The organism is Streptomyces sp. NPDC059861 (assembly GCF_042731435.1).
GTDB lineage: Bacteria > Actinomycetota > Actinomycetes > Streptomycetales > Streptomycetaceae > Streptomyces.
Map to the genome: position 1 here is coordinate 89,887 of NZ_JBHWJQ010000015.1, position 26,653 is coordinate 116,539.

General features: G+C 69.0%; 20 protein-coding genes and 2 pseudogenes. 11 read left to right on the top strand and 11 right to left on the bottom strand.

Annotated elements, in window-relative coordinates; all coding sequences use genetic code 11:
* Positions 1-9: 9 nt before the first annotated feature.
* Positions 10-1,044 carry a zinc-binding dehydrogenase gene (locus tag ACFV6X_RS15940; RefSeq protein ID WP_385383266.1) on the bottom strand — a complete coding sequence of 345 codons (1,035 nt, stop codon included), beginning with the start codon at positions 1,042-1,044 and terminating at the stop codon, positions 10-12.
* 121 nt (positions 1,045-1,165) lie between these two features.
* The gene (locus ACFV6X_RS15945) at positions 1,166-2,143 is read right to left on the bottom strand and encodes an aldo/keto reductase (protein ID WP_385383269.1); all 978 of its coding nucleotides are present in this window, start codon (positions 2,141-2,143) and stop codon (positions 1,166-1,168) included.
* 322 nt (positions 2,144-2,465) lie between these two features.
* On the opposite strand from ACFV6X_RS15945, the gene ACFV6X_RS15950 reads away from it, so the two are divergent.
* Complete coding sequence (locus ACFV6X_RS15950; RefSeq protein ID WP_385383272.1) at positions 2,466-3,368, top strand: helix-turn-helix transcriptional regulator; 903 nt, start codon at positions 2,466-2,468, stop codon at positions 3,366-3,368.
* An 11-nt stretch (positions 3,369-3,379) separates the two neighbouring features.
* Here ACFV6X_RS15950 and ACFV6X_RS15955 read toward each other — a convergent pair whose 3' ends face one another.
* The 3 genes and pseudogenes from ACFV6X_RS15955 to ACFV6X_RS15965 all read right to left on the bottom strand — a co-directional run.
* Entirely contained in the window at positions 3,380-6,589 is a 3,210-nt protein-coding gene (locus ACFV6X_RS15955) for a family 78 glycoside hydrolase catalytic domain (RefSeq protein WP_385383275.1), read from the bottom strand.
* Between the two features lie 117 nt (positions 6,590-6,706).
* Positions 6,707-7,789: an ABC transporter substrate-binding protein gene (locus ACFV6X_RS15960; RefSeq protein ID WP_385383278.1), complete on the bottom strand. Its 1,083-nt coding sequence runs from the start codon at positions 7,787-7,789 to the stop codon at positions 6,707-6,709.
* Between the two features lie 115 nt (positions 7,790-7,904).
* Positions 7,905-8,606 (bottom strand): annotated as a pseudogene (locus ACFV6X_RS15965) (carbohydrate ABC transporter permease); the annotation flags it as partial.
* Positions 8,607-8,938: 332 nt separating this feature from the next.
* On the opposite strand from ACFV6X_RS15965, the gene ACFV6X_RS15970 reads away from it, so the two are divergent.
* Complete coding sequence (locus ACFV6X_RS15970; RefSeq protein WP_385383281.1) at positions 8,939-9,973, top strand: LacI family DNA-binding transcriptional regulator; 1,035 nt, start codon at positions 8,939-8,941, stop codon at positions 9,971-9,973.
* Positions 9,974-10,327: 354 nt separating this feature from the next.
* Here ACFV6X_RS15970 and msrB read toward each other — a convergent pair whose 3' ends face one another.
* From msrB to ACFV6X_RS15990, 4 genes and pseudogenes are all read right to left on the bottom strand, one after another.
* Complete coding sequence (gene msrB / locus ACFV6X_RS15975; RefSeq protein WP_385383284.1) at positions 10,328-10,735, bottom strand: peptide-methionine (R)-S-oxide reductase MsrB; 408 nt, start codon at positions 10,733-10,735, stop codon at positions 10,328-10,330.
* Positions 10,736-10,885: 150 nt separating this feature from the next.
* Positions 10,886-11,475 (bottom strand): annotated as a pseudogene (locus tag ACFV6X_RS15980) (hypothetical protein); the annotation flags it as partial.
* A gap of 146 nt (positions 11,476-11,621) precedes the next feature.
* Positions 11,622-12,095 carry a VOC family protein gene (locus tag ACFV6X_RS15985; RefSeq protein WP_385383287.1) on the bottom strand — a complete coding sequence of 158 codons (474 nt, stop codon included), beginning with the start codon at positions 12,093-12,095 and terminating at the stop codon, positions 11,622-11,624.
* A 481-nt stretch (positions 12,096-12,576) separates the two neighbouring features.
* On the bottom strand, positions 12,577-13,188 hold the full coding sequence (locus ACFV6X_RS15990) for a CGNR zinc finger domain-containing protein (RefSeq protein WP_385383290.1): 612 nt from the start codon (positions 13,186-13,188) through the stop codon (positions 12,577-12,579).
* A gap of 320 nt (positions 13,189-13,508) precedes the next feature.
* Here ACFV6X_RS15990 and ACFV6X_RS15995 point away from each other — a divergent pair, with 320 nt between their 5' ends.
* From ACFV6X_RS15995 to ACFV6X_RS16005, 3 genes are all read left to right on the top strand, one after another.
* Positions 13,509-14,021 carry a molybdenum cofactor biosysynthesis protein gene (locus ACFV6X_RS15995; RefSeq protein ID WP_385383293.1) on the top strand — a complete coding sequence of 171 codons (513 nt, stop codon included), beginning with the start codon at positions 13,509-13,511 and terminating at the stop codon, positions 14,019-14,021.
* A gap of 594 nt (positions 14,022-14,615) precedes the next feature.
* Positions 14,616-14,954, top strand: coding sequence for a thioredoxin (gene trxA / locus ACFV6X_RS16000; RefSeq protein ID WP_385383296.1), 339 nt, complete (start codon positions 14,616-14,618; stop codon positions 14,952-14,954).
* A gap of 73 nt (positions 14,955-15,027) precedes the next feature.
* Positions 15,028-15,525 carry a hypothetical protein gene (locus ACFV6X_RS16005; protein WP_385383299.1) on the top strand — a complete coding sequence of 166 codons (498 nt, stop codon included), beginning with the start codon at positions 15,028-15,030 and terminating at the stop codon, positions 15,523-15,525.
* A 335-nt stretch (positions 15,526-15,860) separates the two neighbouring features.
* Here ACFV6X_RS16005 and ACFV6X_RS16010 read toward each other — a convergent pair whose 3' ends face one another.
* Positions 15,861-16,484, bottom strand: a complete 624-nt coding sequence (locus ACFV6X_RS16010) for a hypothetical protein (protein ID WP_385383302.1) — start codon at positions 16,482-16,484, stop codon at positions 15,861-15,863.
* Positions 16,485-17,478: 994 nt separating this feature from the next.
* On the opposite strand from ACFV6X_RS16010, the gene ACFV6X_RS16015 reads away from it, so the two are divergent.
* The 6 genes from ACFV6X_RS16015 (at position 17,479) to ACFV6X_RS16040 (ending at position 25,640) form a co-directional block, all read left to right on the top strand.
* Positions 17,479-19,014, top strand: coding sequence for an alanine/glycine:cation symporter family protein (locus tag ACFV6X_RS16015; RefSeq protein WP_385383305.1), 1,536 nt, complete (start codon positions 17,479-17,481; stop codon positions 19,012-19,014).
* 269 nt (positions 19,015-19,283) lie between these two features.
* The gene (gene nhaA / locus ACFV6X_RS16020; protein ID WP_385383308.1) at positions 19,284-20,582 is read left to right on the top strand and encodes a Na+/H+ antiporter NhaA; all 1,299 of its coding nucleotides are present in this window, start codon (positions 19,284-19,286) and stop codon (positions 20,580-20,582) included.
* Positions 20,583-21,009: 427 nt separating this feature from the next.
* Positions 21,010-21,582: a phosphoesterase gene (locus tag ACFV6X_RS16025; RefSeq protein ID WP_385383311.1), complete on the top strand. Its 573-nt coding sequence runs from the start codon at positions 21,010-21,012 to the stop codon at positions 21,580-21,582.
* Positions 21,579-23,150 (top strand): alkaline phosphatase D family protein, encoded by a 1,572-nt coding sequence (locus ACFV6X_RS16030; RefSeq protein WP_385383313.1) that lies wholly within the window; start codon positions 21,579-21,581, stop codon positions 23,148-23,150. Before ACFV6X_RS16025 ends, ACFV6X_RS16030 begins: the two co-directional genes overlap by 4 nt.
* 626 nt (positions 23,151-23,776) lie before the next feature.
* Positions 23,777-24,538: an MBL fold metallo-hydrolase gene (locus ACFV6X_RS16035; protein ID WP_385383428.1), complete on the top strand. Its 762-nt coding sequence runs from the start codon at positions 23,777-23,779 to the stop codon at positions 24,536-24,538.
* Between the two features lie 649 nt (positions 24,539-25,187).
* Complete coding sequence (locus tag ACFV6X_RS16040; protein WP_385383316.1) at positions 25,188-25,640, top strand: peptidoglycan-binding protein; 453 nt, start codon at positions 25,188-25,190, stop codon at positions 25,638-25,640.
* A gap of 136 nt (positions 25,641-25,776) precedes the next feature.
* On the opposite strand, the gene ACFV6X_RS16045 is transcribed toward ACFV6X_RS16040, so the two are convergent.
* Complete coding sequence (locus ACFV6X_RS16045; RefSeq protein WP_385383318.1) at positions 25,777-26,652, bottom strand: GNAT family N-acetyltransferase; 876 nt, start codon at positions 26,650-26,652, stop codon at positions 25,777-25,779.
* Position 26,653: the final 1 nt, after the last annotated feature.

A 26,653-nucleotide genomic window follows, 5' to 3' on the forward strand; every position in this document is an offset into this window, starting at 1 on the left:
GGTGCGGGCTCAGGGAGTGATGAGGGCCTTGAGGACCTGGCGGTCGGCCATGGCCCGGTAGGCATCGGGGGCCTGGTCGAGGGTGAAGGTCCGGTCGAAGACGCGGCCCGGTGCGATGACGCCGTCCAGGACGTCCGGCATCAGTTCCTCGATGTAGGCGCGGGCGGGGCTGGCACCGCCGGTGAGGGTGATGTTCCGCATGATCATGGACGCGCCGACGGGCCCTTCCTCGTACTGCGGGACGCCCAGCCGGCTGATGGTGCCGCCGTCGACGACCGAGGCCAGGGCGGTCTGGAGCGTCTCGAGGGTGCCGACGGCCTCGATGACCCTCGCGACGCCGTCGCCGCCGGCCAGCTCGCGCACGCGGGCGATGCCCTCCTCGCCGCGCTCGGCGACCACGTCGGTGGCGCCGAATTCGCGGCCCAGGTCGGTGCGGGCCGTGTGCCGGCCCATCAGCACGATCCGCTCGGCGCCCAGCCGCTTGGCGGCGATCACCGCGCACAGGCCGACCGCGCCGTCCCCGATGACCAGTACCGAGTCGCCGCGCTCGACGCCGGCGGTGACTGCGCCGTGATGGCCGGTGCCCATGACGTCCGACAGGGTGAGCAGGGAGGGCAGCAGCGGGGAGTCGGCGTCGACGGGCAGCTTGACCAGGGTGCCGTCGGCCTGGGGCACGCGCACCGCCTCGCCCTGGCCGCCGTCCACGCCGGCGAAGCCGTACCGGCCGCCGTTCCGACAGGAGATGTGCAGGCCGCGGGCGCAGTAGTCGCAGGTGTTGTCGCAGTACGTGAAGGGGGCGACGACCAGGTCACCGGCTGCGACGCCGGACACGGCGGAGGCGGTCTCCTCGACCACGCCGAGGAACTCGTGTCCCATCGGCCTGCCGGTGCCGGTGGCCGGCATCGACTTGTAGGGCCACAGGTCGCTGCCGCACACGCATGACAGGACGACACGGACGACGGCGTCGGTGGGCTGCTGGATCTCCGGGTCGGGCCGGTCCTCGATCCGGACGTCGCCGGCGCCGTACATCACTGCTGCGCGCATGGAAGGTATCTCCTGCTCTGTGCTCTGATCTTTGCTCTGAAAGGGGTTGCCGGTTGCGGCGGCGGTGGATTCCCGGGTGGGAGGAGTGCCCCGGGGCTGCCCTGACGGGTGTGGTGACGGGTCAGCGTTCGAGCATCCGTGCCTGGTCCTCGGTGTGGGTGTCCCCGGCGGCCGGGGGCAGGCTGCTGAGCTTGTCGATCTGCTCGGGGGTCAGCGTGACGCCGTCGGCGGCGGTGTTCTCCTCCACCCGGTGCACGCGCTTGGTGCCGGGGATCGGCGCGATGTCGTCGCCCTGCGCGAGCAGCCAGGCGAGCGCGACCTGCGCGGGTGTGGCGCCGGCTGCGGCGGCGATGGCCTTGACCTCGTCGGCGAGGCGTAGGTTGCGCTGGAAGTTCTCGCCGGTGAAGCGCGGGTTGTCGCGCCGGAAGTCGGATTCGTCGAACTGGTCGGTGGAGCGGATCGTGCCCGTCAGGAAGCCGCGCCCGAGCGGCGAGAAGGGCACCAGACCGATGTTCAGCTCGCGCAGTGTGGGCAGGACTCGTTCTTCCACGCCCCGGGTCCACAGGGAGTACTCCGACTGCACCGCGGTGACCGGGTGGACGGCGTGGGCTCGGCGGATGGTGTCCGGTCCGGCCTCGGACAGGCCGAACGCGCGGACCTTGCCCTCGGCGACCAGGTCGCCCACGGCGCCCGCCGTCTCCTCGATGGGAGTGTTCGGGTCGACCCGGTGCTGGTAGTAGAGGTCGATGTGGTCGGTGCCCAGCCGCTTCAGCGAGCCTTCCACGGCGGTGCGGATGTTGGCCGGGCCGCTGTCCAGATTCCAGGGGCCTTCACCGGCATGGGAGACCAGGCCGAACTTCGTCGCCAGCACCACCTGGTCGCGGCGGCCCTTGAGCGCGCGGCCGAGGAGTTCTTCGTTGGTGTACGGACCATAGATCTCGGCGGTGTCGATCAGCGTGACGCCGAGTTCCAGCGCCCGGTGCAGGGTGCGGATGGACTCCGCCTCGTCGGTCCCGGAGCCGGTGTAGCCATGAGACATCCCCATCGCACCCAGCCCGATCCGGGAGACTTCCAGTTCACGAAGCTTGATGTATTTCACTGATCTTTCTCCGTTCTCTGATCGTTTGCTGGGCTCAGTCTGCGCTGCCCCTGGGCGAGTACCGCGCAGGCGCTGCGCCCATCCGGGCGCGGCCCGTCGCATGACGAACGGGTGGCGGGCCGGAGCAGGTGACAGTGATCGCCTTCCCCCGTGACCCACACCGGAACGGCGCGGTACGGGCGGAAGGGGAGACGTCATCCACCGTGCCGCCTCGCGCCTCGCACAGGCAGGCCGAGTATTGCCGGGTGCTGGACAGCGGGGGGTATGACAGGGCCCCCCTCGCGGATACCGCCCTGGTCGCAGCGTTGCGACACTGGACCTCATGGCACCCGAGCAGCACACCAGCGGTGACGAACTCGCGCGCTTCCTGCGCGCCCGCCGCACCCAGACCAGCCCCGAGAGCGCCGGTCTCACCCCCGGGCCCGGCGTACGGCGTACGCCCGGCCTGCGCCGCGAGGAACTGGCCACACTTGCCGGGGTCAGCATCGACTACTACACCCGCCTGGAGCGCGGCAAGGAAACCCGCCCCAGCCCCGGTGTCATCGACGCCCTCGCCCGCGCCCTGCATCTCGACGACGACGAGCACCACCACCTGCGCGACCTCGCTGCCCGGGCCGCCCACTACGCCCCCGAACCGCCTCCGCCCCCCAGCCGCACGGTCCGCCCGCACCTGAAGCTGCTGCTGGAGGCGATGCGGCCGAATCCCGCCTACATCATCAGCCGCAGCATGGACCTGCTCGCCTGGAACCCCGGAGGCCTCGCCCTGTACGCCGGCATCGGCGACTGGCCCGCCAAGCAGCGCAACCTCGCCCGCTACCTCTTCCTCCACCCCGCCGCCCGCGAGCTCTTCCCCGACTGGGACACCCAGGTCCGTAGCTGCGTCGCCCGCCTGCGTGCCCAAGCCGGCACCAACCCGGACGCACCCGACCTCACCAGCCTCGTGGGAGAACTCCTGCTCAAGAGCCCGGACTTCGCCAAGCTCTGGGAACGCTACGAGGTCATCGGCCGCAAGAAGATCCAGAAGACCTTTCACCACCCCGACGTCGGCGTCCTCACCCTGAGCGGCCAGAGCATGCAGCTCGAAGGCACTCCGGGCCAGCGCCTCGGCGCCTACACCGCCGAGCCCGGAACCCCCGACCACGACGCCATGCTCCTGCTCGACATGGCCGCACCGGACACCGTCACCCCACACAGGCACGACGAGTCAGGCCGCACCGCCGGCTGATACTTCAGGTGCTACGCCGCTGCGCGTACGCCTCGCACCGTGAAGCTGTACGTCCCGGAAGAGACCCTGTAGACGGCGCGGTCGCCATCGACGCGTTGCAGGTCAGCGCCGCGAGGGGCGTCCTGGTGGGTGTGCCTGCCCCTCGGAACGCGCACCTCGGCTGTGGTGTTCGGCGGGACCTGGATGTTCAGCCGGAAGGTGCCGTCCTTCAGCGTCCATTCGGATGCGGCCTCGCCGTACGGCGTCCGGTAGCCGCCTTCGACATGGGTGAGGTCCCCGACGATCCTCGGATCGATGACCAGTTCGCGGTAGCCCACGGAGCCGGGTGCCTGCCGGATGCCGGCCAGACCCCCGTGGAACCACTCCTCGATCTGCAGGAGGATCATGTGGTTCTTGGAGTTCCGGATGCCCCATTCCTCCGGGATGGTGGTCAGACCCTCCGGGTTGGCGGTCGTCGGTGCCATGAAGAATCCGTAGCTGGGCTGGGTGTCCTCCTGCAGCACCCTCCAGATCACGTCGTCACGGCCGCCGTCCATCAGTGCCCGCACGATCGGTGCCAGGCCGATGGTTCCGCCACTGAAGTGCGGTCCGCCGCCGAAGGGCTGGAAACCCTCGATCAGCTGGACCAGGGCGCTGAGCACTCGCGCGCGCTGGTTGTCGGGCACCAGGCTCTCGTCGAGTGCGAGGGCCTGTGCGGTCTGTGTCGCCCCTTCCGAGCCTTGCCGTCCCTGGCTGGTGTAGAGGCCGAGCGTCTCGTTGTAGAAGGCGTCGTTGAACGCGGTTGCGATGTCGTCGGCCAGGCTGCGGTACTCGGCGGCGTCGGCGCGGCGTCCCAGCAGGGCAGCCATCTTCGCCATGCGGTCGGCGACCTGGTGGTAGCCCCAGGTGCCGGTGATGCGGCCCGAGGTGGTCTCTGCGGCGATCCAGTCGCCCAGGGCCGCGTCCACGATGTGGGCGTCGGCGCCGGTTCCGGCCTTCCGGGTTCTGATGTAGTTCAGGAATGCCTGCATCTGAGGGTAGTAACGGGCCATGGTCTGGGTGTCGCCGTAGGTCTCGTAGAGGAACCAGGGCGTGAGGACGATCCCGTTGCCCCAGTTGATCTCGTCTCCGAAGCGGCCGGTGTAACCCCAGTCGTACACGGGTGCCTTCAGGGCGACGTTGCCGATGTTGTCGCCGGCCCGGGACTGGCCTTCCGCCAGGTGGCGTTCCATCGTGCGCAGGTAGGCCGCGTAGCCGAAGTGGCGGTGCAGGGAGGCGAAGGGCTGAAGGTAGTCCGCGGGGTAGGCGAGCTTCTCGCGGCCGGGACAATCCGTGAAGGTGGACATCAGGTTGCTCGTGATCGAGTACCGCGACATCCGGTGGATCCGGTTGATGCGCTCGTCGGAGGTGCGCAGGTTCCCGGCGACGGGGGTGTCCGCGTGGAGCTGCAGTCCGGTGATGGTGTCGGTGGTGGGCTTGTATCCCTCGGGCAGGCCGGTCACCTGCACCCATTGCATGCCGAAGTAGTTCAGCTCCGGGTGCCAGGTCTCGCCGTCGGCGGCGCCGTGTGCGGTGTAGGCCGCGAAGATGTCGGTGCCGCGGCCTCCGCCGCCGCCCATGACGGAGTCCTGGTTGACGGTGCCGTCCGCGTCGAGGGACTCCGCCGGGTGCATCCTGACGGTCGTGCCCGCCGGGACCTTTGCGTCCAGTTTCAGCTGGGGCCAGCCGGCGAAGTTCTGGCCGAAGTCGAAGACCCACACGCCCGGCTGGGGCTGGGTGACGGCGACGGGACGAAGCCGATCGGCGATCTTGACCGGCTCGCCGGCGCGCCACACCAGTTCGGTGCTCAGGTTCGGTGGTGGGGCGATCCCGGCGGCGATCCAGCCCGCCGGCGAGCCGTCCCGGCGGCGGGCGGACCTGCCGTGGTCGGCGCCGGGGGAGGCCCATCCGGGCTGTTCGCGCCGCGCGTCGTAGTCGGTGCCCGAGTACCAGTTGTTCGTGGTGGTGGGGCCCAGGGCCGCCTTCCAGGCGCGATCGCTGACAACGGTCTCGACGGACCCGTCGGACCAGGTGATCTCCAGGCGAGCGATCATGCGGGGAGTGACGGCCGCACCCGCGCTGGGGTCGGTACCGGCGAGAGGATTTCCCGAGCCGGTGACGGCGGCGCCGACCGCGTGCGGCCCTTTCAGGGCGGGCTGGAAGCTGATGCCGGTGCCGGCCGCGCCGGGGGTGCCGATCGCGGTGATGGTGCGCGCTTCGAGACGCTCGCCGGCGTCGCCGGTGTCGATGTTGATCGTGCCGCCGACGTGGTAGCTGGTCGTGGCGCTCAGCTTGACGGTGCCGTCCCCGGCGGTTGCCGGCGCCACGAGGCTGCCGCTGCCCTTGGTCTGGCTCTGCCACCAGCTGTACGGGGCGGTGCGGCCGGTTTCGGGGTTGGTGACGGAACGGGTGACCAGGGCGGTGCCGTGTCCCAGCTCGACACCTATCACGTTGCTGCCGGAGCGGACGAAGTCGGCCACGTCGTAGGCGCGGTACTCGGTGGAGAGCTGGTAGTTGGAGTTGCCCGGGGCGAGGACCTCGTCGGTGACCCGCCGGCCGTTGAGATGGGCGATGTGCAGGCCGACCCCGGACAGGTACAGCCTGGCCTTGCTGATCCGTGCGCCGTGACGGCGGCTGAGGGTGAAGGACCGGGCGAACAGGGGAAGCGGGTCGCTGACGCCGCGGGCGGGATGTTCGATCCATTCTGCGGTGCCCCAGTCGCTGCGCTTGAGCAGGCCCATCTCCCAGGTCGAGGGGCGGCTCCACGGCGTGGCCTCGCCCCGGCCGTCCCAGACCCTGACCTGCCACACCACTTCCTGGCGGGAAGGGAGGTCGCCGCCGCGCCAGGGGATGTCGGTCTGGGCGTTGGAGCGGACCTTGCCGGAGTCCCAGAGGTAGGGCCCGTGCGCGAGGTCACGGATGGTCCGGGCGGCCCGGATCTGGTAGGCGGTCTGCTCCCAGCCGCGCTGACGGGTGCTGACGCGCCAGCTGAGTCTCGGCGTGGTGTCGTCGACGCCGAGGGGCTCATCGAGACGGCCGTCGACGCCGAGGAAGCCGACTGTCGTGGTCACGTCCGCTCCACGGGTTGGTGAGGCGTTGGCCGCCCCAGTGGCGACGACGGGCAGACTCGGACCGGCCGTCCCGGCGACCATGATTCCCACGGCGTGCCTGCGGTTGAGGATGCCACGCGGCTCTGTGGACATGCTGGAACTCCTTGATGTGTCGGGCAGGACCGTCGCACCGGTGGCGCGAAGGCCGTGCGCGTTGTGGCGGCGGGCGGCCGTCTCCCTGGGGGAACCGGCGGGAAACCGACCTGACGCTCAGGAACCGGCCTTGTAGTCGGCGTCCATGGCTTCCAGGACGTCCGCGGGTGAGCTCTGGCCGCTGAAGATCTCCTGGAGGCCGCTGAGCATGGTCTGTTGCACCTTGGCGTTGGGCCAGAGCTGGTCCATGAACGGCACGGTCCGGCCGTCGCTGATGAAGCGCGACAGTTCGGCGAGTGACGCGTCGACCGAGTAACCCGTGTCGGGCAGGGTGGGCAGGCCGCCCTGCTGCTTGACGTACAGGTTCATGCCCTCGGGGGACATGACGAAGTCGACGAACCGCAAGGCGAGTTCCTCGTTCTTCGCCTTGGCGTTGACGCCGTAGCCTGCCCCCGCCGCGGCGGGGATCAAGTCGTCGGCCGGGTTGTCGTCGGCGGGCAGGGGCTTGAGGACGAAGGTGCCCTCGGGGTTCTTCTGCTTCAGCAGGGCGATGACCCAGTTGCCCTGGACGATGCCCAGCGTCCCGCCGGTGGCGGCCAGTTCCTGGCTGGCCTCGTAGGTGGTGCCCAGCGGGTTCTCCTGGAAGCAGCCCGACTCCTCCATGGCCTGGTATTTGTCCATGGCCGTGGTCCAGGCGGAGTCGGCGAACGTGGCCTGTCCGGCCTGCATCTTCTTGTCGAAGTTCCGGTCAGGCCCGTAGACGGTCGTGGCAACCAGGGCGTACTGCACGATCTGTGTCACCCAGTTGTCCTGAATGCCGAGCGCGAAGGCGGGGGTCTTCTTGGCGGCGGCGTCCTCGCAGAATTGGAGGAGTTCGGTCCACGTCGTCGGGACGGAGAGGCCGGACTCGCGCAGCGCCCGCTCGTTGTACACGGCGCCGATGCCGTTCTGCCCGAAGACCGCGGTGTACGTTTTCCCCTCGTACTGGGCGACGCTCCTGGTGGCGGCGGGCAGCTTCGAGGCCCACGGGCGGTCGGAGAGGTCGCGCAGATAACCGGGCTCGGCCAGGACGTACGTGGCGGCCGGGTTGCCGTTGCCCGGCCAGACCGACATCACGTCGGGCGCGGTACCTGAGGAGAGCTGGGTGCGGATCTGCTGCTGGTACTGATCGGCGCTGCTGGTGGTGTAGCGGACCTTCACCCCCGGGTTCGCCCGCCTTGTAGATCAGCGTGGAGATCGTGTCGGTGGCGTGCCCGGGGCCGCCGCCGGTGAGGGCGTACACCTGGTCGAAGAGTTTGAGGCCGCCGATGACCGACAGCATGAGGTTGATGGTCAAGGCGGGCGCGAGCAGCGGCCTGGTCACCGACCAGAAGCGTCGTACCGGGCCGGCGCCGTCGATCGCGGCGGCCTCGTGGACTTCCTGCGGGACCGACTGGAGTCCCGCGAGGAAGATCACCATGGAGTAGCCTGCGAACTGCCACACGATCACGCCGACGACCGCCCAGAGGGCGAGGTCCGGATCGCCCAGCCAGTTCCGTTGCCAGGAGTCCGGCCCGATGGCGCCGAGCAACCGGTTGACCGCGCCTTCGGGGCCCAGCAGGTTGCGCCACAGGTAGGCGGTCACGATCGGTGTGATCACGGCGGGTGCGAACAGCAGCACCCGTAACAGGTTGCGGGACTTGATCGCGCTGTTCACGCCGAGTGCGAGCAGGAGCCCGACGAAATTCTGGATGACCGTGATCGCCACCGCGATCAGGAGCGTGTGCCCGACCGCCTGGACCGCGTCGGCATCCCGGGCCAGGGCGGTGAAGTTGTCCCAGCCGACGAGGGAGAAGCTGGGGTCGAGGCCGTCCCAGTCGGTGAAGGCGTAGTACACACCGCGGGCGCTCGGCACCAGGACGACGAAGAGGAACAGCAGCATCGCCGGGAGCAGGAACCACCAAGTCGAGCCCGTGCACGGCCGGCGCGCGGGGGCGGTTGTGGCCGGCCTGCGCGGCTGGCCGATCGGAGCACTCATCACTGACGGACCTACTCAGAGTGAAACGTTTCAATCGAACGGCTGGATCTGCGACTCGCCCAGCGGTGCTCCAGGCTCCTGGCGCGCGAACCGGACGGCAGGGGGTTGGTGGACTGTCGGCGCCGCTCCAACCGGAACGGCGTAATGGGTAACGTTTCCCAGAAGTTGCGCTGACCCTAGGGTCCGGCCTGTACGACGTCAAGACGTTCTGCGTGCTGCGAATTCGTGGAATGGGCAGTGAACCCTCGCGAAGTCCGTGCGGGGCGCACGATCTCCCATGAGCGGCAGCGGTCCTACACTCTGCGCAACGTTCCCCACTCTCGGAGGCAGCCGTGGAGCCGTCCGTACCCCAGCGGCGCGTGACGATCGTCGATGTGGCGCGTCATGCGCAGGTCTCGACGACCGCCGTGTCCAAGGTGCTGCGCAACGCCTACGGCGCAAGCCCCGCGATGCGGGAGAAGGTGCGGCGCGCGATAGAAGAGCTGGGATATCGGCCCTACGCGGCCGCCAGGGGTCTGCGCGGGCAGACCTACACGATCGGTGTGATGCTTCCTGACATCCGCAACCCCTTCTTCCCCGACATCGTCGACGGCGTGACCGACTGGTTCAAGGACACCGACTACCAGGTGCTGCTCGGACCAGGTTGCAATGGCGAACAGGCGGAGGCCAGGGTCACGGAAGCCATGGTCGACCGGGGCATGGACGGCCTGATCCTCGTCGCGCCCGTCTCCCCGCGCTCCCACCTCGAACGCCTGGCGGGCCTGGTGCCGACCGTGGTCGTCGGCCGCCATGGGCACTCGGCGCTGTACGACACCGTGGTCGATGACGACCATGCGGGAGCGTCACTGGTCGTGGACCACCTCGTCGATCTCGGGCACAGGCGGATCGCCCATATCGAGCATCTGGAGAAGGACCCCACTCGCATCGCCGAGATGCCGAACACGAAACGGGCGGAGGGCTATCGCCAGGCCATGCAGAGGCGGGGCCTCGCCGAGGAGACGGACATCGTCTCCACCAGCTACACGCAGGAGGGCGGCTATCGCGGGGCGCAGCAGTTGCTCGCACGTGAGCGGCGCCCCACCGCCATCTTCGCCGGCGCGGACTTCGTCGCCATGGGCGTGCTGGAGGCACTGGGCGAGGCAGGGTTGTCCGTCCCGCAGGACATGTCCCTCGCCGGGTACGACAACACCACCTTCGCCGCACTGCGTCCGATCTCCCTCACCAGTGTCGACCAGGCGGGACACGGCATGGGCAGCAACGCGGCGCGTCTGCTGCTGGAGCGCATCACCGACAAGAGCAGGCCGACCGTCCAGGTAAGGCTTTCCCCCACGCTCGTGGCACGGAGCTCCTCTGCTGCCCCGCGGTGAACGCAGGCGCAGGACGCTGGGATCGGGACGTGATCGCAGAGGGTCACTTGCGGCGCGGTGGCGGGTGCGGTCTCGACTGTCACGAGGGGCCGTCACGGGGGCGTTGTTCGACCGTCGCATCAAAAGGCCGAAGCCGCAGGGCAGTTCGCGGCCTGGCTCTCCCGCCTCGCGGAACCTTTCGGCCGCTCTTTGCGCGTGCAGCGGCAACGGGGCCATCAGTTCGACGGCATGGAGCTGACCCCGGCGCACGATGGCTGGCATACCGCGCTACGGAAGCCCGTCGCACGCGCACGCCCCCGTCGCTACCAGAGGGCAGCGACGGGGGCGGCATCCGGACAGGTGCAGGCGCGATGATCAGTTCTCGTCGGGCGTCAGACGCAGCGAGATGCTGTTGATGCAGTAACGCTGATCGGTCGGGGTGGGGAAGCCCTCACCCTCGAATACGTGCCCGAGATGCGATCCGCAGCGAGCACACCGGACTTCGGTCTGCACCACACCGTAGGACCGGTCTTCGGCCAGTTCGACCGCGTCGCTGTCCTTCGGGTCGTAGAAGGAGGGCCAGCCGCAGCCGGAGTCGAACTTCTCCGTGGAGGTGAACAGTTCCGCGCCGCAGGCGCGGCAGGAGTAGACGCCTCGGACCTTGGTGTCGGTGTACTCGCCGATGAAGGGTCGCTCCGTGGCGGCACGGCGCAGGACCTCGTACTCGGAAGGGGTCAGCTCGGCGCGCCACTGCTCGTCCGGCTTTTCGATGTCGTACGGCATGTAACTCAACCTCACAGCAGGCGGTATCGGGAAGAGGAAGAGGTGTGGGGAAGGGCGGTCGCCTCGCGGCGGGCGGGCATCGCAGGACTTCGATCTTCCGCTGCAAGCCGGGATCGGGGCCGGGGTATCGTCCCTTCCGACACCTACATGTCATTCAACAGTCAACTTATCTGGGCTGTTCCAGCCGCCCTGACCGCAGCCGTGACCCCTGTCACCTGCACCGGAAGCGCGGTGGTCGCTGCGCCGAGAGTCGGCTGGGTGCCGCTGACTGCGGTGGGTTTCCAGCAGCCTCAGCCAGACCTCACCGATCGTGGGAAAGGCCGGGACGGCGTGCCAGAGCCTGTCGATCGGCACCTCGCCCGTGACGGCGATGGTCGCCGGTGCACCAACTCGCCGACTCCAGGACCCGCGAAGGTGACACCGGCGACGATGTCACGGTCCAGGTCGATGAGCATGCGGGCCTGACCTCGGTAGCCATGCGCGTATTGATGCGCGCCCGCGACGCGCGCGAGGTCGTAGTCCACCACCTTGATCCGCCGGCCGCTCCGCTCCGCCTCACGAGTGGTCAAGCCGACGGAGGCGACTTCGGGGTGGGTGAAGACGACCTGCGGTACGGCCACGTTGTCAGCGGTGGCGACGTGCGCGCCCCACGGCGCGTCGTCGAGCTGATCTCCCCTGGCCCGGGCGCCGATGACGGCGCCGGCGATCCGGGCCTGGTACTTGCCCTGGTGGGTCACACTGGTTCTGCGGGATTCGGTTGCCGGCCGGGTGCGCTGACGCAGCGCACCCTTGGCGGCCCGGCAGTTGCCGGGCCGACATGTCCGGGGCTTGGGCTGCCCGGCAGTCCGCTCCTCGATCTGGTTCGTGCGGGGGAGCGGCTGGACGGTCAGCGGCCCGGGAACCGCTGCTGGATCTCCTGGAGCACCCAGCCGTTGCCGTCGGGGTCGCTGAAGGTGGCGAAGGAGCCGTAGGAGGCGCGCTCGGGGTGCGGACCGGGCTCGCGGCCCTGGCCCTCCAGCCGGTGGGTGACGTCCCCGCTCTCGTGGCCGTGAAAGAGGAGGCCTCCGGCGTCGTGGAAGATCTCGCTCACCTGGATGCCTCGGCCGAGGAGCTCCGCACGGGCCTCCTCGATGTCAAGGACGGCCAGGTACAGGCCCTGGGCCGAGCCCGGCTCGGCGGAGGTCATTCCCGTGCCGAACATGATCGAGCACTCGGAGCCGGGCGGCGTGAAGTGCACCGCGCGCCAGTCCTCACTGACGGCCTTGTCGAGGTCCAGACGGAATCCCAGTGCCTCGTAGAAGGTCTTGGCGCGATCGACATCGGACACGGGCAGCACGGTGACTTCGAGCTTCATGTACATCTGGGGCTTTTCCTTCTTGGTTCACAACCGATGTGGGCGAACGCGCTGTCCGCCGCCGACCGGCTGATGCGACCTGGATGACGGTTGTGATCCAGGTGGGGAAGACCGCGGCGTCCGAACGGCGAAGGGTCGGGTCGTCGGCGGTCACCACTGCCAGAGGTGCCTGCGCCATAGGCGCGGGACGGGGTGCAGCGCTCGGGTTGCTCGCCGGAGCACCGCCCGGTGGCGTGGCGCATCCTTGGTTATGACCGTAAAGGATTAGCTCATAACTAGCAAAGCTCGACGGGGAGGGGAGCGTCACATCCCGGCCGGACGGGATCGGCCGATGTGTATGTGCACTCCAGTTGTATGTGCACTCCAGTTCGATTACGTCTGCGAGCGGGGCCCTGGCGGGCGGGTCGATCGCCGGGCGCACTGTGACATGTGCCCCCTGGGTCAGTGAGTCACTACCCACGTACCAGCCGAGGGGCCGCCCGCAGGATCACTTCGAAGACGGGTCATGTTCGGCGGCCAGTGCCTTCTTCCTCTGCCGGTACGCGCGCATCGACTCACGCGAACCGCATCTCGGGCCGCAGAAGACGGCGTTCTTGTTCCGCGTCCGGTCGAAGAAGCCGAAGTGGCACGGCTGGTGTCGGCATGCCCGCAGCCTGTCCCAGACGCCCGTCTGGGCGAGCTCCGTGGCGTTCGCCAACACGGTGCCAAGCAGCCCGGGTACATCGGTCTGCGCGGGCGCCAGGGACGCCCCGGACGCGGTGACGACCGTCACCAGCGGGTACCGGGAGGCGGCGTGGCGCAGGTAGCCCTCCGCCTCGGCGAGCACGCCGGGGGTGGTGTCCTTGTCGGCGGAATGAGCGAGCAGGACGGTGATCAAGGCTTCGCGCAGCTCGCGGGCGCTGGCCGCGTCGGCCTCCGTGACATGGGTCGTCTCCCGGCCCAGGGCCTGCTCCCGCAGCCATGCGCGCAGATCCTCCGCGCTTCCGAAGCGCTCCGGCAGTCGATGGGGTCCCGCGGGGTGCGTATTGACGAATTGCAGGACCACGTCAGCCGCCGGCGGCTGGGTCAGCGGACTGGGATCGGTCGTGCGCGGGGACATCATCGACCTCCTCGATCGTAGAACGCATCAGCCATCAAGGTTATTACCGAAACGGTTATGCTAGCTACTTCCTTCCCGTGAATCGAGAACTCTCCTCAGGATCTCTCCCCAACGCGGGGAGCGGCGGCCGGAGCGGGCCGCCGCTTCGTGGAGTCCTGAGCGGGGAGAGCCGGGCTGCGGCGTCGTATCGATTCACGAGTTTCGCGGCAGACTCGCCGCAGGTGGGGTGCGGGCTGGGGCCGACGGGGGTGCTGCAAGTTCCCTCCGGGTTCCGCGTCCGCTCCTGCCGGGGCCTTTCACCCCGCCGTAGAGTGAACCTCATGGCCATGGTGGAAGTGATTCAGCTCTTGTTGTCACCGACCCATCGCTACATGGGACGGCCGGCCGACGGCCCGGCTGCGACCCAGGAAGACGAGCTGGTCGAGAGCGTCGAAGTCCGGCGCAATCTGGGGATCGTTGGCGACCGGTACTTCGGTCACCCAGCACACCGCCGCGCCGCCGTTACTTTGACGGCAGTGGAGAATCTTCCGAGGCATATCAATGCGGCAGTTGACCTTCGGCAGACGCGTCGGAACGTGCTCCTGAGAGGAATAGACATCGATGCGTACCTGGGGTCGGTGGTCAGTTTGGACGGCGGCAGCGGCCCGGTCCTGCTAGCGGTCAACACTGCTGCGAGGCCGTGTGCCTGGATGGAGACCACCATCGGAGCCGGTGCCCAGCGGGCGCTGAGAGGTAAGGGCGGGGTGCGCTGCACACCGCTTTCCGATGGCGTCATCACCTTGGGAGCCGCATCACTCACGACCACTGTCATGGACTCGCAGGAGGCACGCTGAACTCGATCTTGCGTAGCAGTTCATCGTGCACGGCGCTCTCGGGAGTGGTGTTCAAGCGCCTGGGGGCCATGATGGCCGATCAGATGCCGTAGTCGTGACCTGGCAGGTGCAGGCGCTTGGCAGGTCCGCTCGTCGCCGGTCCACCGTCTCCCTCGGCCCGTGGATGCCGACGGCCTTCGTCACTGTCACGGGTGCGGTTGGCCACCTGGCAACACGCGTCGCGCTCCCCTCCCGTGGCGCAGGGACGTAGCCATGCTGGACGAGCGTCCTCAAGGCCCGACGTGAGAACCGCAACGTGACAAGAAGATTCGACGGCGTGGCCGCTCAAGACGGCGCACGGTGCCGGCGGAGCACGTCCTTGCCGCCGTCACCGCCGGAAGCCTCGCCTACAGCGGGATCTCAAGAACGGAGCCCGCTTCGACGGCCGCTACCAGTGACGCCCGCGTCGGGACTCGGCATCGACCGCAATGGCCGCCTACCGCAGCCTGGGACGACGGCCTGCCCCGCGAGGTGCTGTCAGCAATGGGTGCGTGAGAATGTGAATGTGTACCCTTGGACGTTCGCACTTCCTGAGTCTGGTCCCGACAGCAGCCGATGCCCGCCCACAGAGGGGGAGTCGTGAAATCCGTGACCGACGCAGACTTCGAAGAAAAGGTCCTGAGGAGCGACAAGCCCGTGCTCGTCGACTACTGGGCCGAGTGGTGTGCCCCGTGCCGCCAGATCGCCCCGATTCTTGAAGAGATCGCGGCTGAGCACGGCGACAAGATCGAGATCGTCAAGATGAACGTCGACGAGAATCCGCTGACCCCAGAGCAGGCCGGCATCACCGGCATCCCTGCCCTGCACGTGTTCCGGGACGGCGAAGTGGTCAAGCAAATCCTTGGGGCCAAGCCCAAAGCCGCCCTTCTGCGAGACCTGGCCGACTTCATCTGAGACGGCACGGGACACCGGCGATGTGGCCCGCACGGCACCTCTGGCGTGGGCAACCGATGAACGGAGCACCGAAGTGTCCAACACTTTGAGTACGAGCAAGAGGCGCTACCTGAGCGCGGCCGCCGGCGTGGCGGTTGCCCTCGCGGGGGTCGCGGCGCTCGTACCGTCGGCGTCGGCCGACACCTCCGTCGCGAAGCCTCGCGTCGATACCTTCGAACTGGTTGGCAAGCAGACCTCCGCCGGTGAGGTCGATCTGGGCGAGGCGGGTGTCAGCGTGGGTGACCAGCGGGTCGTTCACGAGGACCTCTACCGCGACGGCGAGAAGGTGGGCGACCACAGCGCGATCTGCACCTTCACGCAGGTCACCCCCGCTGCCCTCCAGTGCGTCGGCACTTTCGCGCTTCCCGAGGGACAGTTCACCGCACAGTCCCTGCTGCACCTGCCCGCCCCGGACTCGGTCGACGTCGGCATCACCGGTGGCTCGGGCGACTACAGCACCGCTCGCGGCTTCATCCGCACCGTCCCCGCGGGTGAGACGGAGCGCCACTTCACCGTGCGCCTGCAGCGCTGACAGCCCGGTTGCGGGATGACGAAGGGCAGGCCGACGGCGAACCTGATCGGCCGCCGCCTCTCGCGGAAGGCGCGCACGTTTCCGCGACGTGCCGCCCGGTAAGCGCGAAGAAGATCAGTGGGATCGCCGCACCGACCGTGAAGGCGACGGCGACGACCGTTTCGGCCCCGACTCGCTGCGTCGCGCCCGCGACGGTGGCGGCGGCGAGAACGGGCCCCGCACACGAGGGCGGCTTCACGCAGTCCGGCACAGGCCGCCTGAGCGGCCTGCGCGCCTGGAGGAGTTTCAGGAGACTGCCGGGCGAAGGCATGCAGGGCGCCGCACCCGTATATCGGTCATGGCAACGGCTGCTGCCGCAGGGACCGTGTCTCAGGCGGCGAGGTCGCGCATCTGTAGCGCTCCGCCGTACGGCGCCCCCGTAGCGGGTCCCGGCTTCCGTCGCCGGTGTCGCGCGGCGCGGTGCGGTCACTGAAGGGCGAGGGCCCGGGTTCATCGGTGCAGAGGCGGTGCAACGGGCGAACGGACAGGCAGGTCAACCGCCAGGCGACCAGAAGTGCCGCGACCGGCACGGCCAGGCGCAGCAGCCCGGTGGCGGGACCAGGGGACACGAAGGCACCCAGCGCCATCGTCGCGCCGACGCCCAGCAGCCAGGCAAGGACCGTCAGCACCGTGAGCGCGACCGACACCGGTACTCCACCCATGCCCCACGGACCGAGGTCCACGTCCGCGTCGAAGCTGGCGGGGGCGGCGACCCGTACCGCTACCAGCAGCCAGAAAGACATGAGCACGACGAGGGCGGCGGTGAGCACGATCGTGGGCAGGCCGGTGGCGGCCTCCAGAAACATCCGCATGAACCGCTCCCCCTTCTCCGCCCTCGGCACACGCGAGTCGTGGTCGGTGACGCGCTGCTCCTCGGATTCCGGTGCCGGGCACCTGCCGGTGTCCGGCACCGGAACCATCCGCAGTGCTCCTCCGCCAGCCATGCTGCCCGGACGGAGCACCCTCGCGCATTGCCGGTTCCCGGCAGCGTTCATCAGGGTCTCCATGCCGGTGGGCCGCCAAGAAGCCGTCACCAGCTCGTCAATAATGCGGGGGACCACGTGACGGACCGGCCGATACGGGAGCAGTATCTGGACGACTGTGCCCACATCCCGACCGAGGTCTCGGCCGCCGACGGGCTACTCACCGTGTCGAGATCGCCGCCCGGTGCGCACAGGTCGAACAGGCCGCGGACGCCGCCTACGGCCCGCGTGCCCTGATCAACACCCATCTGCCGGTGGCGCACGAGGCCTGGCCCGCCCCCTCGGTTCCTCCGACAGCGCCCTCGCCGGGCGGCATGCGGCCTGACGGCACGTCAGGAAGGGTCAGTACGCCGAGAGTTCATCGACGACCGGCTCAACAGTAGCGGCGACCTGCACCACCTCGCCGAGGCTTGGCCTACGGCTGTCCCACGCGCACGCGCACGCGGTCGCCGTCGCCCACCGCCCGGCTCCCACGCGAAGGCGGGGCACCGGCATGTGGAATGCTCCCGCATCGCCCGCTCGGCGACCGCAGCATCCTGCTCGCCACCAGAGATGGCCTGCGCTCAACACGGTCCGCGACGGCACCCAGCCCTCATCAAGAGTTGATCGTTCGCTCAGCGGAGCCTCGAATCCGTATAACGGTCCAGTCACGAGTGCTGGGACTTTCCGGGATTACTCACCGTCATGTGACCTGCATCACTAAAGGATTCGTAAACGACGTGCTAAAACTGCGCAACCCCGCATGGGCTCCTGGCCCCTCTGCAGAGTGCCGGCACGCACCGGCAGTACGACCAACGTGATCACAGCCCGAGTCCGCGGGCCGTGCCACCGCGGCGCGCCGATCGGACAACGGCGTTCGCTCAAAGACCGCACACTTGCCGGCGCAGCCTCCCCGGGCGCCGGTCCCCCCTGCGCCACCGAGGTAGCCATAGTGTCTCTCGACGCATTCACCGATTCCGTCGACAAAGCAGTCAGCTCCTTCTTCGAACCGATAGCCACATGGCTCGGCGAAGTCGTCTTCTACGCCGTCCCCGTCGGCGGAACGGACCTCCCCCTCATCGTCGCCTGGCTCGTCGTCGCCGGTCTGATCTTCACCGGCTGGTTCGGGTTCGTGCAGTTCCGCAAGTTCCTGCTCGCCGTCGACGTGGTGAGAGGCAAGTACGACGAAAAGGGGTCGGCCGGCGAGGTCAACCACTTCCAGGCCCTGACGGCGGCCGTCTCCGGCACCGTCGGACTCGGCAACATCGCCGGTGTGGCCGTCGCCGTCTCCATCGGTGGGCCCGGTGCCACCTTCTGGATGATCCTTTGCGGCCTGCTCGGTATGGCCACCAAGTTCGTCGAGGTCACGCTCGGCGTGAAGTACCGCGAGGTGCACGCGGACGGCACCGTCTCCGGCGGTCCGATGCATTACCTGCCCAAGGGCCTCGCCGACCGCTTCGGCAAGAACGGCAAGACCTTCGGCAAGGTCCTCGCCGTCCTCGCCTCCTTCATGATCCTGTTCTTCGGCCTCTTCGGCGGCAACCTCTTCCAGGTCAACCAGAGCTACGCGCAGCTGGTCTCCGTCGCCGGCGGTGAGGACGGCGCGATCGGATCCTCCACCGGCGCCCTGTTCTTCGGCATCCTGATCGCCGCGCTCGTCGGCATCGTCCTGCTCGGCGGCATCCGCTCCATCGCCAACGTCACCAGCAAACTGGTCCCCTCCATGGCCGGCATCTACATCGTCGCCTGCCTGATCGTCATCCTGGTGAACATCACGGCTGTGCCCGACGCCCTGGTCTCGATCGTCGAGGGCGCGTTCAACCCCGAGGGTGTCGCCGGTGGTGTCCTCGGCGCGCTGATCATCGGCTTCAAGCGGGCCGCGTTCTCCAATGAGGCCGGTCTCGGCTCCGCGCCGATCGCGCACTCCGCGGTCAAGACCAAGCACCCTGCCAGCGAGGGCCTGGTCGCCCTGCTGGAGCCGTTCATCGACACCGTCATCATCTGCACCATGACCGCGCTGACGATCGTGATCGCCAACCCGGCCAGCTGGGCAGAGGCGCGTGAGGATCAGTCCATCGGCGGCGTCACCATCACGTCCGACGCCTTCGGCACGGTGCTTCCCTGGTTCCCGTACATCCTCACCCTCGCGGTGATGCTGTTCGCCATCTCCACCGTGCTGACGTGGGGCTACTACTGCCTCAAGGCATGGACGCACCTCTTCGGCCGCAGCAAGGCCAGCGAACTGACCTTCAAGGTCATCTACACGCTGTTCGCCGTCGCCGGCTCGCTGCTCACGCTGCAGACCCTGATCGACATGGCCGACGCCGTGCTCTTCATGCTCGCCGTCATCAACATCATCGGCCTCTACCTCCTCGCCCCGGTCGTCAAGCGCGAGCTGAACTCCTTCCTGGAGTTCGTCCGCGCCCGCGACGCCGGCGAGATCGACGAGGCCGACGAAGACCAGGAGCCGGTGAAGAGCACCGCCTGACCGCCTCCCACGGTCAGGGAGCCCGACTCCTGAGCGGGCCTGTCCACACCTCGCGCCTTGGTGTGAACAGGCCCGCTCGCCATGCCCTCATACCGTGTTTCCGCAGGTGAAACTGGGTCTGGCAGGACGGGTGGCAGGCGGTTAGGGTGTAAAGAACGCGTCAACGTCCCGCCCGGAGGCGGTGCCACCCGACGCGCGGTGTGCCGGGAAGTCTGGTCGGCGTCCTGGGGCTCGTATGCCCTGAAGTCGACGCCCCGGAGGTCCCACTGATGGCTGCCGCACCACGCGAGCGCTCCCCGTTCCTCGGTCTCCTGCCGCTGCCCGAGCGCAACGCGGTGGTCCAGGCCCTGAGGACGGAAACGGTCGGCGGGCTGGTGCTGCTCGCGGCCGCCGTCGTCGCGCTGATCTGGGCGAACAGCCCTTGGAGCGGGGCATACGAGCAGATACGCGACTTCCATTTCGGCATACCGGCACTCGGCCTGGACCTCTCGGTGGAGCACTGGACGGCCGACGGACTACTTGCGATCTTCTTCCTGGTCGCAGGCATCGAGCTGAAGCGCGAAATGGTCGTCGGCGAGCTGCGCACCCCGGCCACGGCGGCCCTGCCGGTCATCGCCGCGCTGTGCGGCATGGTCATGCCCGCGGTGCTGTACGTCGCCACCGCCACGGCGGGCGGCGGCAGCATGGACGGCTGGGCCGTGCCCATGGCCACCGACATCGCCTTCGCACTCGCCGTCCTCGCGGTCCTCAGCACCCACCTGCCCGCCGCGCTGCGCGCGTTCCTGCTCACCCTCGCCGTCGTCGACGACCTGGGCGCCATCCTGATCATCGCGGTCTTCTTCACCAGCGACCTGAACTTCGCCGCGCTCGGCGGCGCCTTCGCCTGCCTGATCGTCTTCTACCTGCTCCAGCGCTTCCGCGTGCGCGGCTGGTGGTGGTACGTCCCCCTCGGCGTCGTGACCTGGGCACTGATGTACAACAGCGGCGTCCACGCCACCGTCGCCGGCGTGGCCATGGGTCTGATCCTGCGTACCACCCGCGACGAGAAGGAGACCGCCTCACCCGCCGAACGCACCTCCCACCTGCTGCATCCGTTCTCCGCCGGAGTGGTGGTCCCCCTGTTCGCCCTCTTCGCCGCAGGCGTGGGAGTGACGGCCGCTTCCCTGGGTGAGGTCTTCACCCAGCCCGAGCCTCTCGGTGTCGTCGTGGGCCTGGTCGTGGGCAAGACCCTGGGCATCTTCGCGGGCACCTACCTGGCCGCCCGCTTCACCCGTGCCCGGCTCAACCCGGACCTGGCCTGGGCGGACGTCTTCGCGCTCGCCGTCCTCGCCGGCATCGGCTTCACCGTGGCACTGCTGATCGGCGAGCTGGCCTTCCCCGACCCGGCGGCAGCCGAGCACGTCAAAGCCGCGGTGCTCATCGGCTCACTTGTCGCCGCAGCCCTGGCAGGCCTTCTGATCAAGCGGCGCAACGGCATCTACCGGCGCTTGTACGAAGAGGAGAACCTCGACGAGGATCACGACGGCATACCCGACATCTACCAGCGGACCGGCGCCGCCGAGCGCTGATGTGAAGGGGCTGCGGCCGTGCAGGCGTCATGCCTGACCGCGGTGATCGTTGCCGCCGGCTCTCACATGGCAAGCCGCCCGACCTCGGGCGTCGGCATGGTGTTGCCTCACTGTGACGCCCACGGAACAACGCCGCATGCCGCGGTCGCGGCTGAGCCTCCCGAAACCGCCCACCGCCCGGACCAGTTGGCCCTCAGACCCGCTGCCGAGCGGACGTCAGATGCGAGGCAGGTGGGGCTGCCGAGTCCACAGCTCTGGGGCGCGGCGACGGCCCACGCCCGTGTCGCAGGGGCTAAGCGAGAGCTGCTCGGCCCCAACTTGTCTGAACAACTTGCCGCCTTAGTTTCCCGCCTCGCTGCCGCCGGTTCACTCCCGCCTGCTGCGATGCACACCTGTCTCCCCAGCGCCTTCGATCAAGGAGAACTGAGTGAATCTCGTAGTCAACGGCGACGCCGAGACCGGGCCCGGCGGCTCCGCCGAGCCAGTCCCCAAGGTGGCCGGCTGGGAGGTGCGGGAAGGAGCACCCGCGCTCATCCCGTACACCCTGGGGGGCGGTTACCCCGGGCCCGACGACCCCGGACCGACCGACCGGGGCAGCCGCTTCTTCTCCGGTGGCAACAGTGTCCGCACCGCGCTCGTCCAGGACATCGCGCTGCCCGTACGCGGCCGGACCGGACGCCGGGCCGTCGACGCCGGGCAGGTGCGGTACACGGTGGCCGCATGGCTGGGCGGATACGGCACACAGGAGGACGGCGCCCGGCTGTCCGTCGAGTTCCGGGACGACCGAGGGACCCCGGTCGCCCTGTCCGTGCTCGGTCCGGTGACGGCAGCCGAGCGGCTGTCCCGCACCGCGCTCGTGGAACGCACCGCGACTGCCACCGTGCCGCCAGGTGCGCGCACCGCGCGCGTGCTGCTCGTCCTCACTCGCAACGGCGGGGCCTCCAACGACGGCTACGCCGACGCCATCTCGCTCACACTCGCCACTGGAGGACGCACATGACCCGGCTCGACCGACGCGGACTGCTCAAGGCGGCCGGCGCCGCCGGCGCCCTGGGCGTCGTCTGGCCGCTGGCCGCCGGTCTGTCGCCCGCCCAGGCACTGGAAGCCGCCCGTGCGCTGGGTGCGGAGTACGACCCGGCGCCGTTCACCCTGGGGGTGGCCTCCGGCGACCCGCAGCCCGGGAGCGTTCTGCTCTGGACGCGGCTCGCGCCCGAGCCGCTTGCCGCCGAGCAGAACCTGCCCGAGATCGTCGAGGTCGACTGGGTCGTTGCGACCGACCGCGGACTGCGGTCGGTCGTCGCACGCGGCACCGCCACGGCCTCCGCCACGCTCGGCCACAGCGTCCACGTCCCCGTCCACGGGCTGCGCCCGGGAACCCGCTACTGGTACGCCTTCAAGGCGCTGGGCAGACGCAGCCGGATCGGCCGCACCAGAACCGCGCCGGCCGGCCGCGTCCCCTCCGTCCGCTTCGCCGCCGCCAACTGCCAGGCCTTCCACGACGGCTTCTACGCCGCGCACCGCGGCATCGCGCGCGAGAAGGTCGACTTCGTCATACACCTCGGCGACTACATCTACGAGCACGGGCAGGTCGGCGGCGTCCCCGCCGACCACGTCCGCGACCACGAGGGCCCCTCGGTCTTCACCGTCCCCGACTACCGGCGCCGCCACGCGCTCTACAAGGGCGACCCCTCCCTGCGCGAGGCGCACGCCGCCCACCCGTGGTTCCTGACGTGGGACGACCACGAGGTCGTCAACGACTACTCCGGCACCGGCGGGGGAGCGCCCTTCATGCAGCGCCGGGCCGCCGCGTACCAGGCGTGGTACGAGAACATGCCGCACCGCGACGGGGCCGGTGCCGCCTCAGCGCTTCCCGACCCCGAGATCCACCGGGTCCGCCGCTGGGGCGACCTGCTGGAGCTGACCGTGCTCGACCTGCGCTCGTACCGCTCGGCACAGAACCTGTCCGACGGCACGATCCTCGGCTCCGCCCAGAAGGCGTGGCTGAAGCGGAACGTCGACCGGGCCCCGGACTCCTGGCACGTCTGGGCCAACTCGATCATGCTCAGCCAACTGCGCGGCCGCCCCGGCGGTTCGTACATGTTCACCGACCAGTGGGACGGCTTCCTCGCCGAGCGCAAGGAGGTGCTCGGGCATGTCCACAGCGCGGGCCTGGAGGACCTCGTCGTCCTCACCGGGGACTGGCACTCGGCCTTCGTCGACGACATCCGGCCCGACTTCGACGACGTCTCGTCGCCGGTGATCGGTACGGAGTTCACCGCGCACTCGGTGACCTCGGGCGCCTACTCGGCCGACTGGAACGCCCAGAACGGTCCCGTCATGGGCGCGGCCAACCCGCACCTGAAGTACTTCGAGGGCAACCGCTACGGCTACGACGTCTACGAGGTCACCCCGGAGCGCTTCAGCGCCCACATGCGCGTGATCGGCGACCGCCGTGACCCGGACTCCCGGGTCACCACGCTGACCACCTTCCACGTGGACCGCGGCCGGGCCGGTTCCTTCGAGGACCCCGCGACGAGGAAGTCCCCGGCGCAGTACCGCCGCGACTGACCCGCCGAAACGTCCGCCGAACCGTCCGCTGGGCACCGCACGGTGCCCGGCGGTGCCGGTTTCCTGGCAGCCCGAGTACGTTCCCGTCGTGACGGCACGTTCCCGCGCCCGCATGGGCTTGTACGGAGGGCCACAGCGCGGGAGCCGTCCGGGACTGCCCGGATGAGGCCGCCCGGCTGCCGGCTCGTGCACCTCCCTCCGACGGCGGACGCCCGCTGGTCCGGAAGTGGTGCCCGGGTGAGGGTGGTCATGGCCGCGTGTTCTCCGTGCCGTCGGCCCCTGCACAGCGCCTGCGAGGGAGACCGATGTCCGAAGACCTGGAGTCCAAGCCCGCGCAGCCGGTGATCGCGGAGGCGAACAGGGCGCTTCGGCAACGCCTCGCCTTCGACGACACGCAGGACTTGCAGGACGCGCGGCGTGGCTTCATGGGCACCGCCCGGGAGAACCTGATCCGGTCCGAGGACGGGCGCGTGGTGTGGGACCTCGACGCCTATGCCTTCCTGGCGCAGGACTGTCCGGACACGGCCAACCCCAGCATGTGGCGGCAGAGCCGACTGGCCGCCGACCACGGCCTGTTCGAGGTGACAGAGGGCATCTACCAGGTGCGGGGCTTCGACCTGTCGAACATGACCTTGGTGGAGGGCGAGCGAGGCGTCATCGTGATCGACCCTCTGCTCTGCGCGGAGACGGCTGCCGCGGCCCTCGCCCTCTACCGCAGTCACCGCGGAGAGCGCCCGGTCACCGGCGTGCTGTACACCCACAGCCACGCCGACCACTTCGGGGGTGTGCGAGGCGTCATCGACGACGAGAATGTGGGCGGCCGGCGTCCCGGTGATCGCACCCCGAGGGTTCCTGGGGCACGCCGTGAGGGAGAACGTCTACGCCGGTACGGCGATGAACCGCCGTGCCGCCTACATGTACGGTGCCGCCCTGCCGAAGGGCGAGCGCGGGCAGATCGGCGCGGGCCTCGGTCAGACCACGTCCACGGGCTCGGTCGGGTTGATCCCGCCGACGCTGGACGTCACCCGCACCGGGCAGGCGGAGACCGTCGACGGCATCCGGATGGTCTTCCAGATGACCCCCGGCACCGAGGCCCCGGCGGAACTGAACCTCCACTTCCCGGACCATGCCGCGCTGTGCATGGCGGAGAACGCGACCCACAACCTGCTCACGCTGCGCGGCGCCCAGGTTCGCGACCCGCGCGTCTGGGCCCGCTACCTCACCGAGGCCATCAGCCTCTTCCTCGACGCCTCGGATGTCGCCTTCGCGTCCCACCACTGGCCGGTATGGGGCCGCGACCGCGTCCTGACGTTCCTGTCCGAGCAACGCGACCTGTACGCCTACCTGCACGACCAGACGCTGCGCATGCTCAACGAAGGGCTTGGTAGGTGCTTTTGTTCCCCGGCTGGTCATCCCGTGGGCGCGGCGGAGTCGCCCACGGGATGTGCTCACCTGATGAACCGGGAGGCGCGATGCCGTCGAAAAGTTGTCGAACCAACACCCGAACACCCCAGCCCTCCGCACCCCGCGATGACCCGCGACTTCGCTGCGAGCCACGGATCTGACGGACCCGTAGGGCGCTTCTCGTGGTTCCAGCGGTAGCGGCAGTTGAGCTCAACAAGGTCGCGGCTGTAAACCAGAGGCGGTCTCGACCGCCGCCTTGCCCGTATTCCGGTGTGCGCGGCGGCTGTTCCGTGTGGGGCAAACGACCGGCACACTCAGCGACCGGGCCGGGCTACTGTGCTCGTCGTACGGAGCTGACACCGGCCATGGCGGTCGCGCATGACCTCACCCGCAGGGCGACCCTCGCCTGATGCAGCGTCAGCTTGAGACTGTGCACGACTGACAAAGTTCCCTGCACGGATGACAAAGTCCGAAGCCCACGATGATCCTAAAGTCCGTGGATGAGGCCAGCGAAGGGGGGAGCCGGCGGACGGCCCGGCGGTCGGTCTCCTACGGGATCATGCGTCTGACCACAACTAAGGACTGCGTGGTGTCGAGCCTCGCCCCTGTCAGCTACCTACGAACTGGAGAACCGTGAACAGAAACCGTTTCAAGGTCGGCGCCATCAGTGCCATCATCGGCGTGACCTCGACGCTGCTGGTTGGTTTGACGACCGCGAGTCCTGCCTCTGCCGCCACCTCCGAGTGCAACACCGCCAGGATCACGACGGCCGCCCCAAACACCCCCAGCGGGCGGTATCTCTACCTGCCTGCGTACAACAGCTCCCTCTACCTCTGCTGGATGGCCTACGGAACCCGAGGCGACGAAGTCAAAGCGCTTCAGGGGGCGATCAACCATTGCTACAACAGCATCCCTAATCTTGTGGTCGATGGCATCTACGGGGACGCCACCCGGGCAGCGGTACGCGCTGTTCAGACGCAGCACCGAATCCACGTAGACGGCGAGTACGGCCCCGATACCTACTACGCCATGATGTTTCCGGCGTATCGGATCGTCGACAATGGGTTCTCCGGCACCTGCGTCTAGGGGCTGTTCGGAACTCGTCAGCATTGGGTGAGTAGGTGTTTTCTACCTGCGCCACGGATCGCAGAAGGCCGGCAGGTGCCGGGTGCGAAGTCCCGGGATGGTGTGGTGTTGTCTGGGCCTGTCGCGCTCCTGTCTCCTAGCCGGCTTCTGGTGTGGTGTAGGCGAAGTCGTACGGGGCCCAGTCGGTGATCCGGCGGTATCCGAGGCGTTGGTAAAGGGCATTGCTGGTGGGGTTGCCCGCGTCCGTGAAGAGCACGACTTCTGTGGCGCCTGCGGCGCGCGCGGCCCGGCTCACCTCTGCGGTGACGGCGGCCGCGTAGCCGCGTCCGCGGAGGTGAGCCGGGGTGTAGACGGGGTCCACCCGGACCATGCCGGCGATCATCGGGTTCAGGCCTGCCATGGAGACGGGGGTGGCGTCGGGGGTCTCCCAGAAGGTGTAGCTCTTCTCGGCGAAGCGGGTGCTGGCCCAGGAGGCGGCGTCGATGGTGACGGTCTCGCCGAGGTCGGCAGCGAGCCCACGGCACCAGCGCATGAGGTGGTCGTGGTCCTGTTCGCCCGCCGGGCGGCTGTGGCCGTCCGGGTGCGGGTTCGGCGGGGTGAGGGTGTCGAGGCGGTAGAGGTGCATCCGGACGCGGAGTGTGGGCGTCGCGCCGGTGTGCCGCCGCCAGGCTTCGGCGAATGCGGTGGCGGTGTCGTGGTCCGCGGTGACGCCAGCGAGGATGTGGCCGAGGCCGGTCAGATGGACGGCGAGGGCATCGGCCCGCTCGGGGGAGAGCGGGGTGAGGGTCAGCCGGCGAGTCGGCGGGCGGTAGAAGATCGCTTGGGTCTCGCCCGCCGACTCCAGTCGGCCGAAGAGGACGGAACCTGGGGTGAACGCGCCCGGTTGGGTCCGCCACTTTTCCAGTGTGGTGAGCGGCGTGTTGTGCAGAGCGGGGCGCGAGCGGAGAAAGTCTCCGGCGCGAGCGAGGAAGTCCTCGATGTCTTCGGTGAGGTGCCAGGTGTCCGGAAGCATG

Bases quoted from the DNA above. Each gene is read 5' to 3' on its own strand.
- nhaA (WP_385383308.1), top strand. From the start codon at position 19,284: ATGGCTGCCGCACCACGCGAGCGCTCCCCGTTCCTCGGTCTCCTGCCG.
- ACFV6X_RS15985 (WP_385383287.1), bottom strand. From the start codon at position 12,095: ATGTACATGAAGCTCGAAGTCACCGTGCTGCCCGTGTCCGATGTCGAT.
- ACFV6X_RS15950 (WP_385383272.1), top strand. From the start codon at position 2,466: ATGGCACCCGAGCAGCACACCAGCGGTGACGAACTCGCGCGCTTCCTG.
- msrB (WP_385383284.1), bottom strand. From the start codon at position 10,735: ATGCCGTACGACATCGAAAAGCCGGACGAGCAGTGGCGCGCCGAGCTG.
- ACFV6X_RS15955 (WP_385383275.1), bottom strand. From the start codon at position 6,589: ATGTCCACAGAGCCGCGTGGCATCCTCAACCGCAGGCACGCCGTGGGA.
- ACFV6X_RS16035 (WP_385383428.1), top strand. From the start codon at position 23,777: ATGACCTTGGTGGAGGGCGAGCGAGGCGTCATCGTGATCGACCCTCTG.
- ACFV6X_RS16030 (WP_385383313.1), top strand. From the start codon at position 21,579: ATGACCCGGCTCGACCGACGCGGACTGCTCAAGGCGGCCGGCGCCGCC.
- ACFV6X_RS15995 (WP_385383293.1), top strand. From the start codon at position 13,509: ATGGCCATGGTGGAAGTGATTCAGCTCTTGTTGTCACCGACCCATCGC.
- ACFV6X_RS16045 (WP_385383318.1), bottom strand. From the start codon at position 26,652: ATGCTTCCGGACACCTGGCACCTCACCGAAGACATCGAGGACTTCCTC.
- ACFV6X_RS15940 (WP_385383266.1), bottom strand. From the start codon at position 1,044: ATGCGCGCAGCAGTGATGTACGGCGCCGGCGACGTCCGGATCGAGGAC.
- ACFV6X_RS15990 (WP_385383290.1), bottom strand. From the start codon at position 13,188: ATGTCCCCGCGCACGACCGATCCCAGTCCGCTGACCCAGCCGCCGGCG.
- ACFV6X_RS16010 (WP_385383302.1), bottom strand. From the start codon at position 16,484: ATGGTTCCGGTGCCGGACACCGGCAGGTGCCCGGCACCGGAATCCGAG.
- trxA (WP_385383296.1), top strand. From the start codon at position 14,616: ATGCCCGCCCACAGAGGGGGAGTCGTGAAATCCGTGACCGACGCAGAC.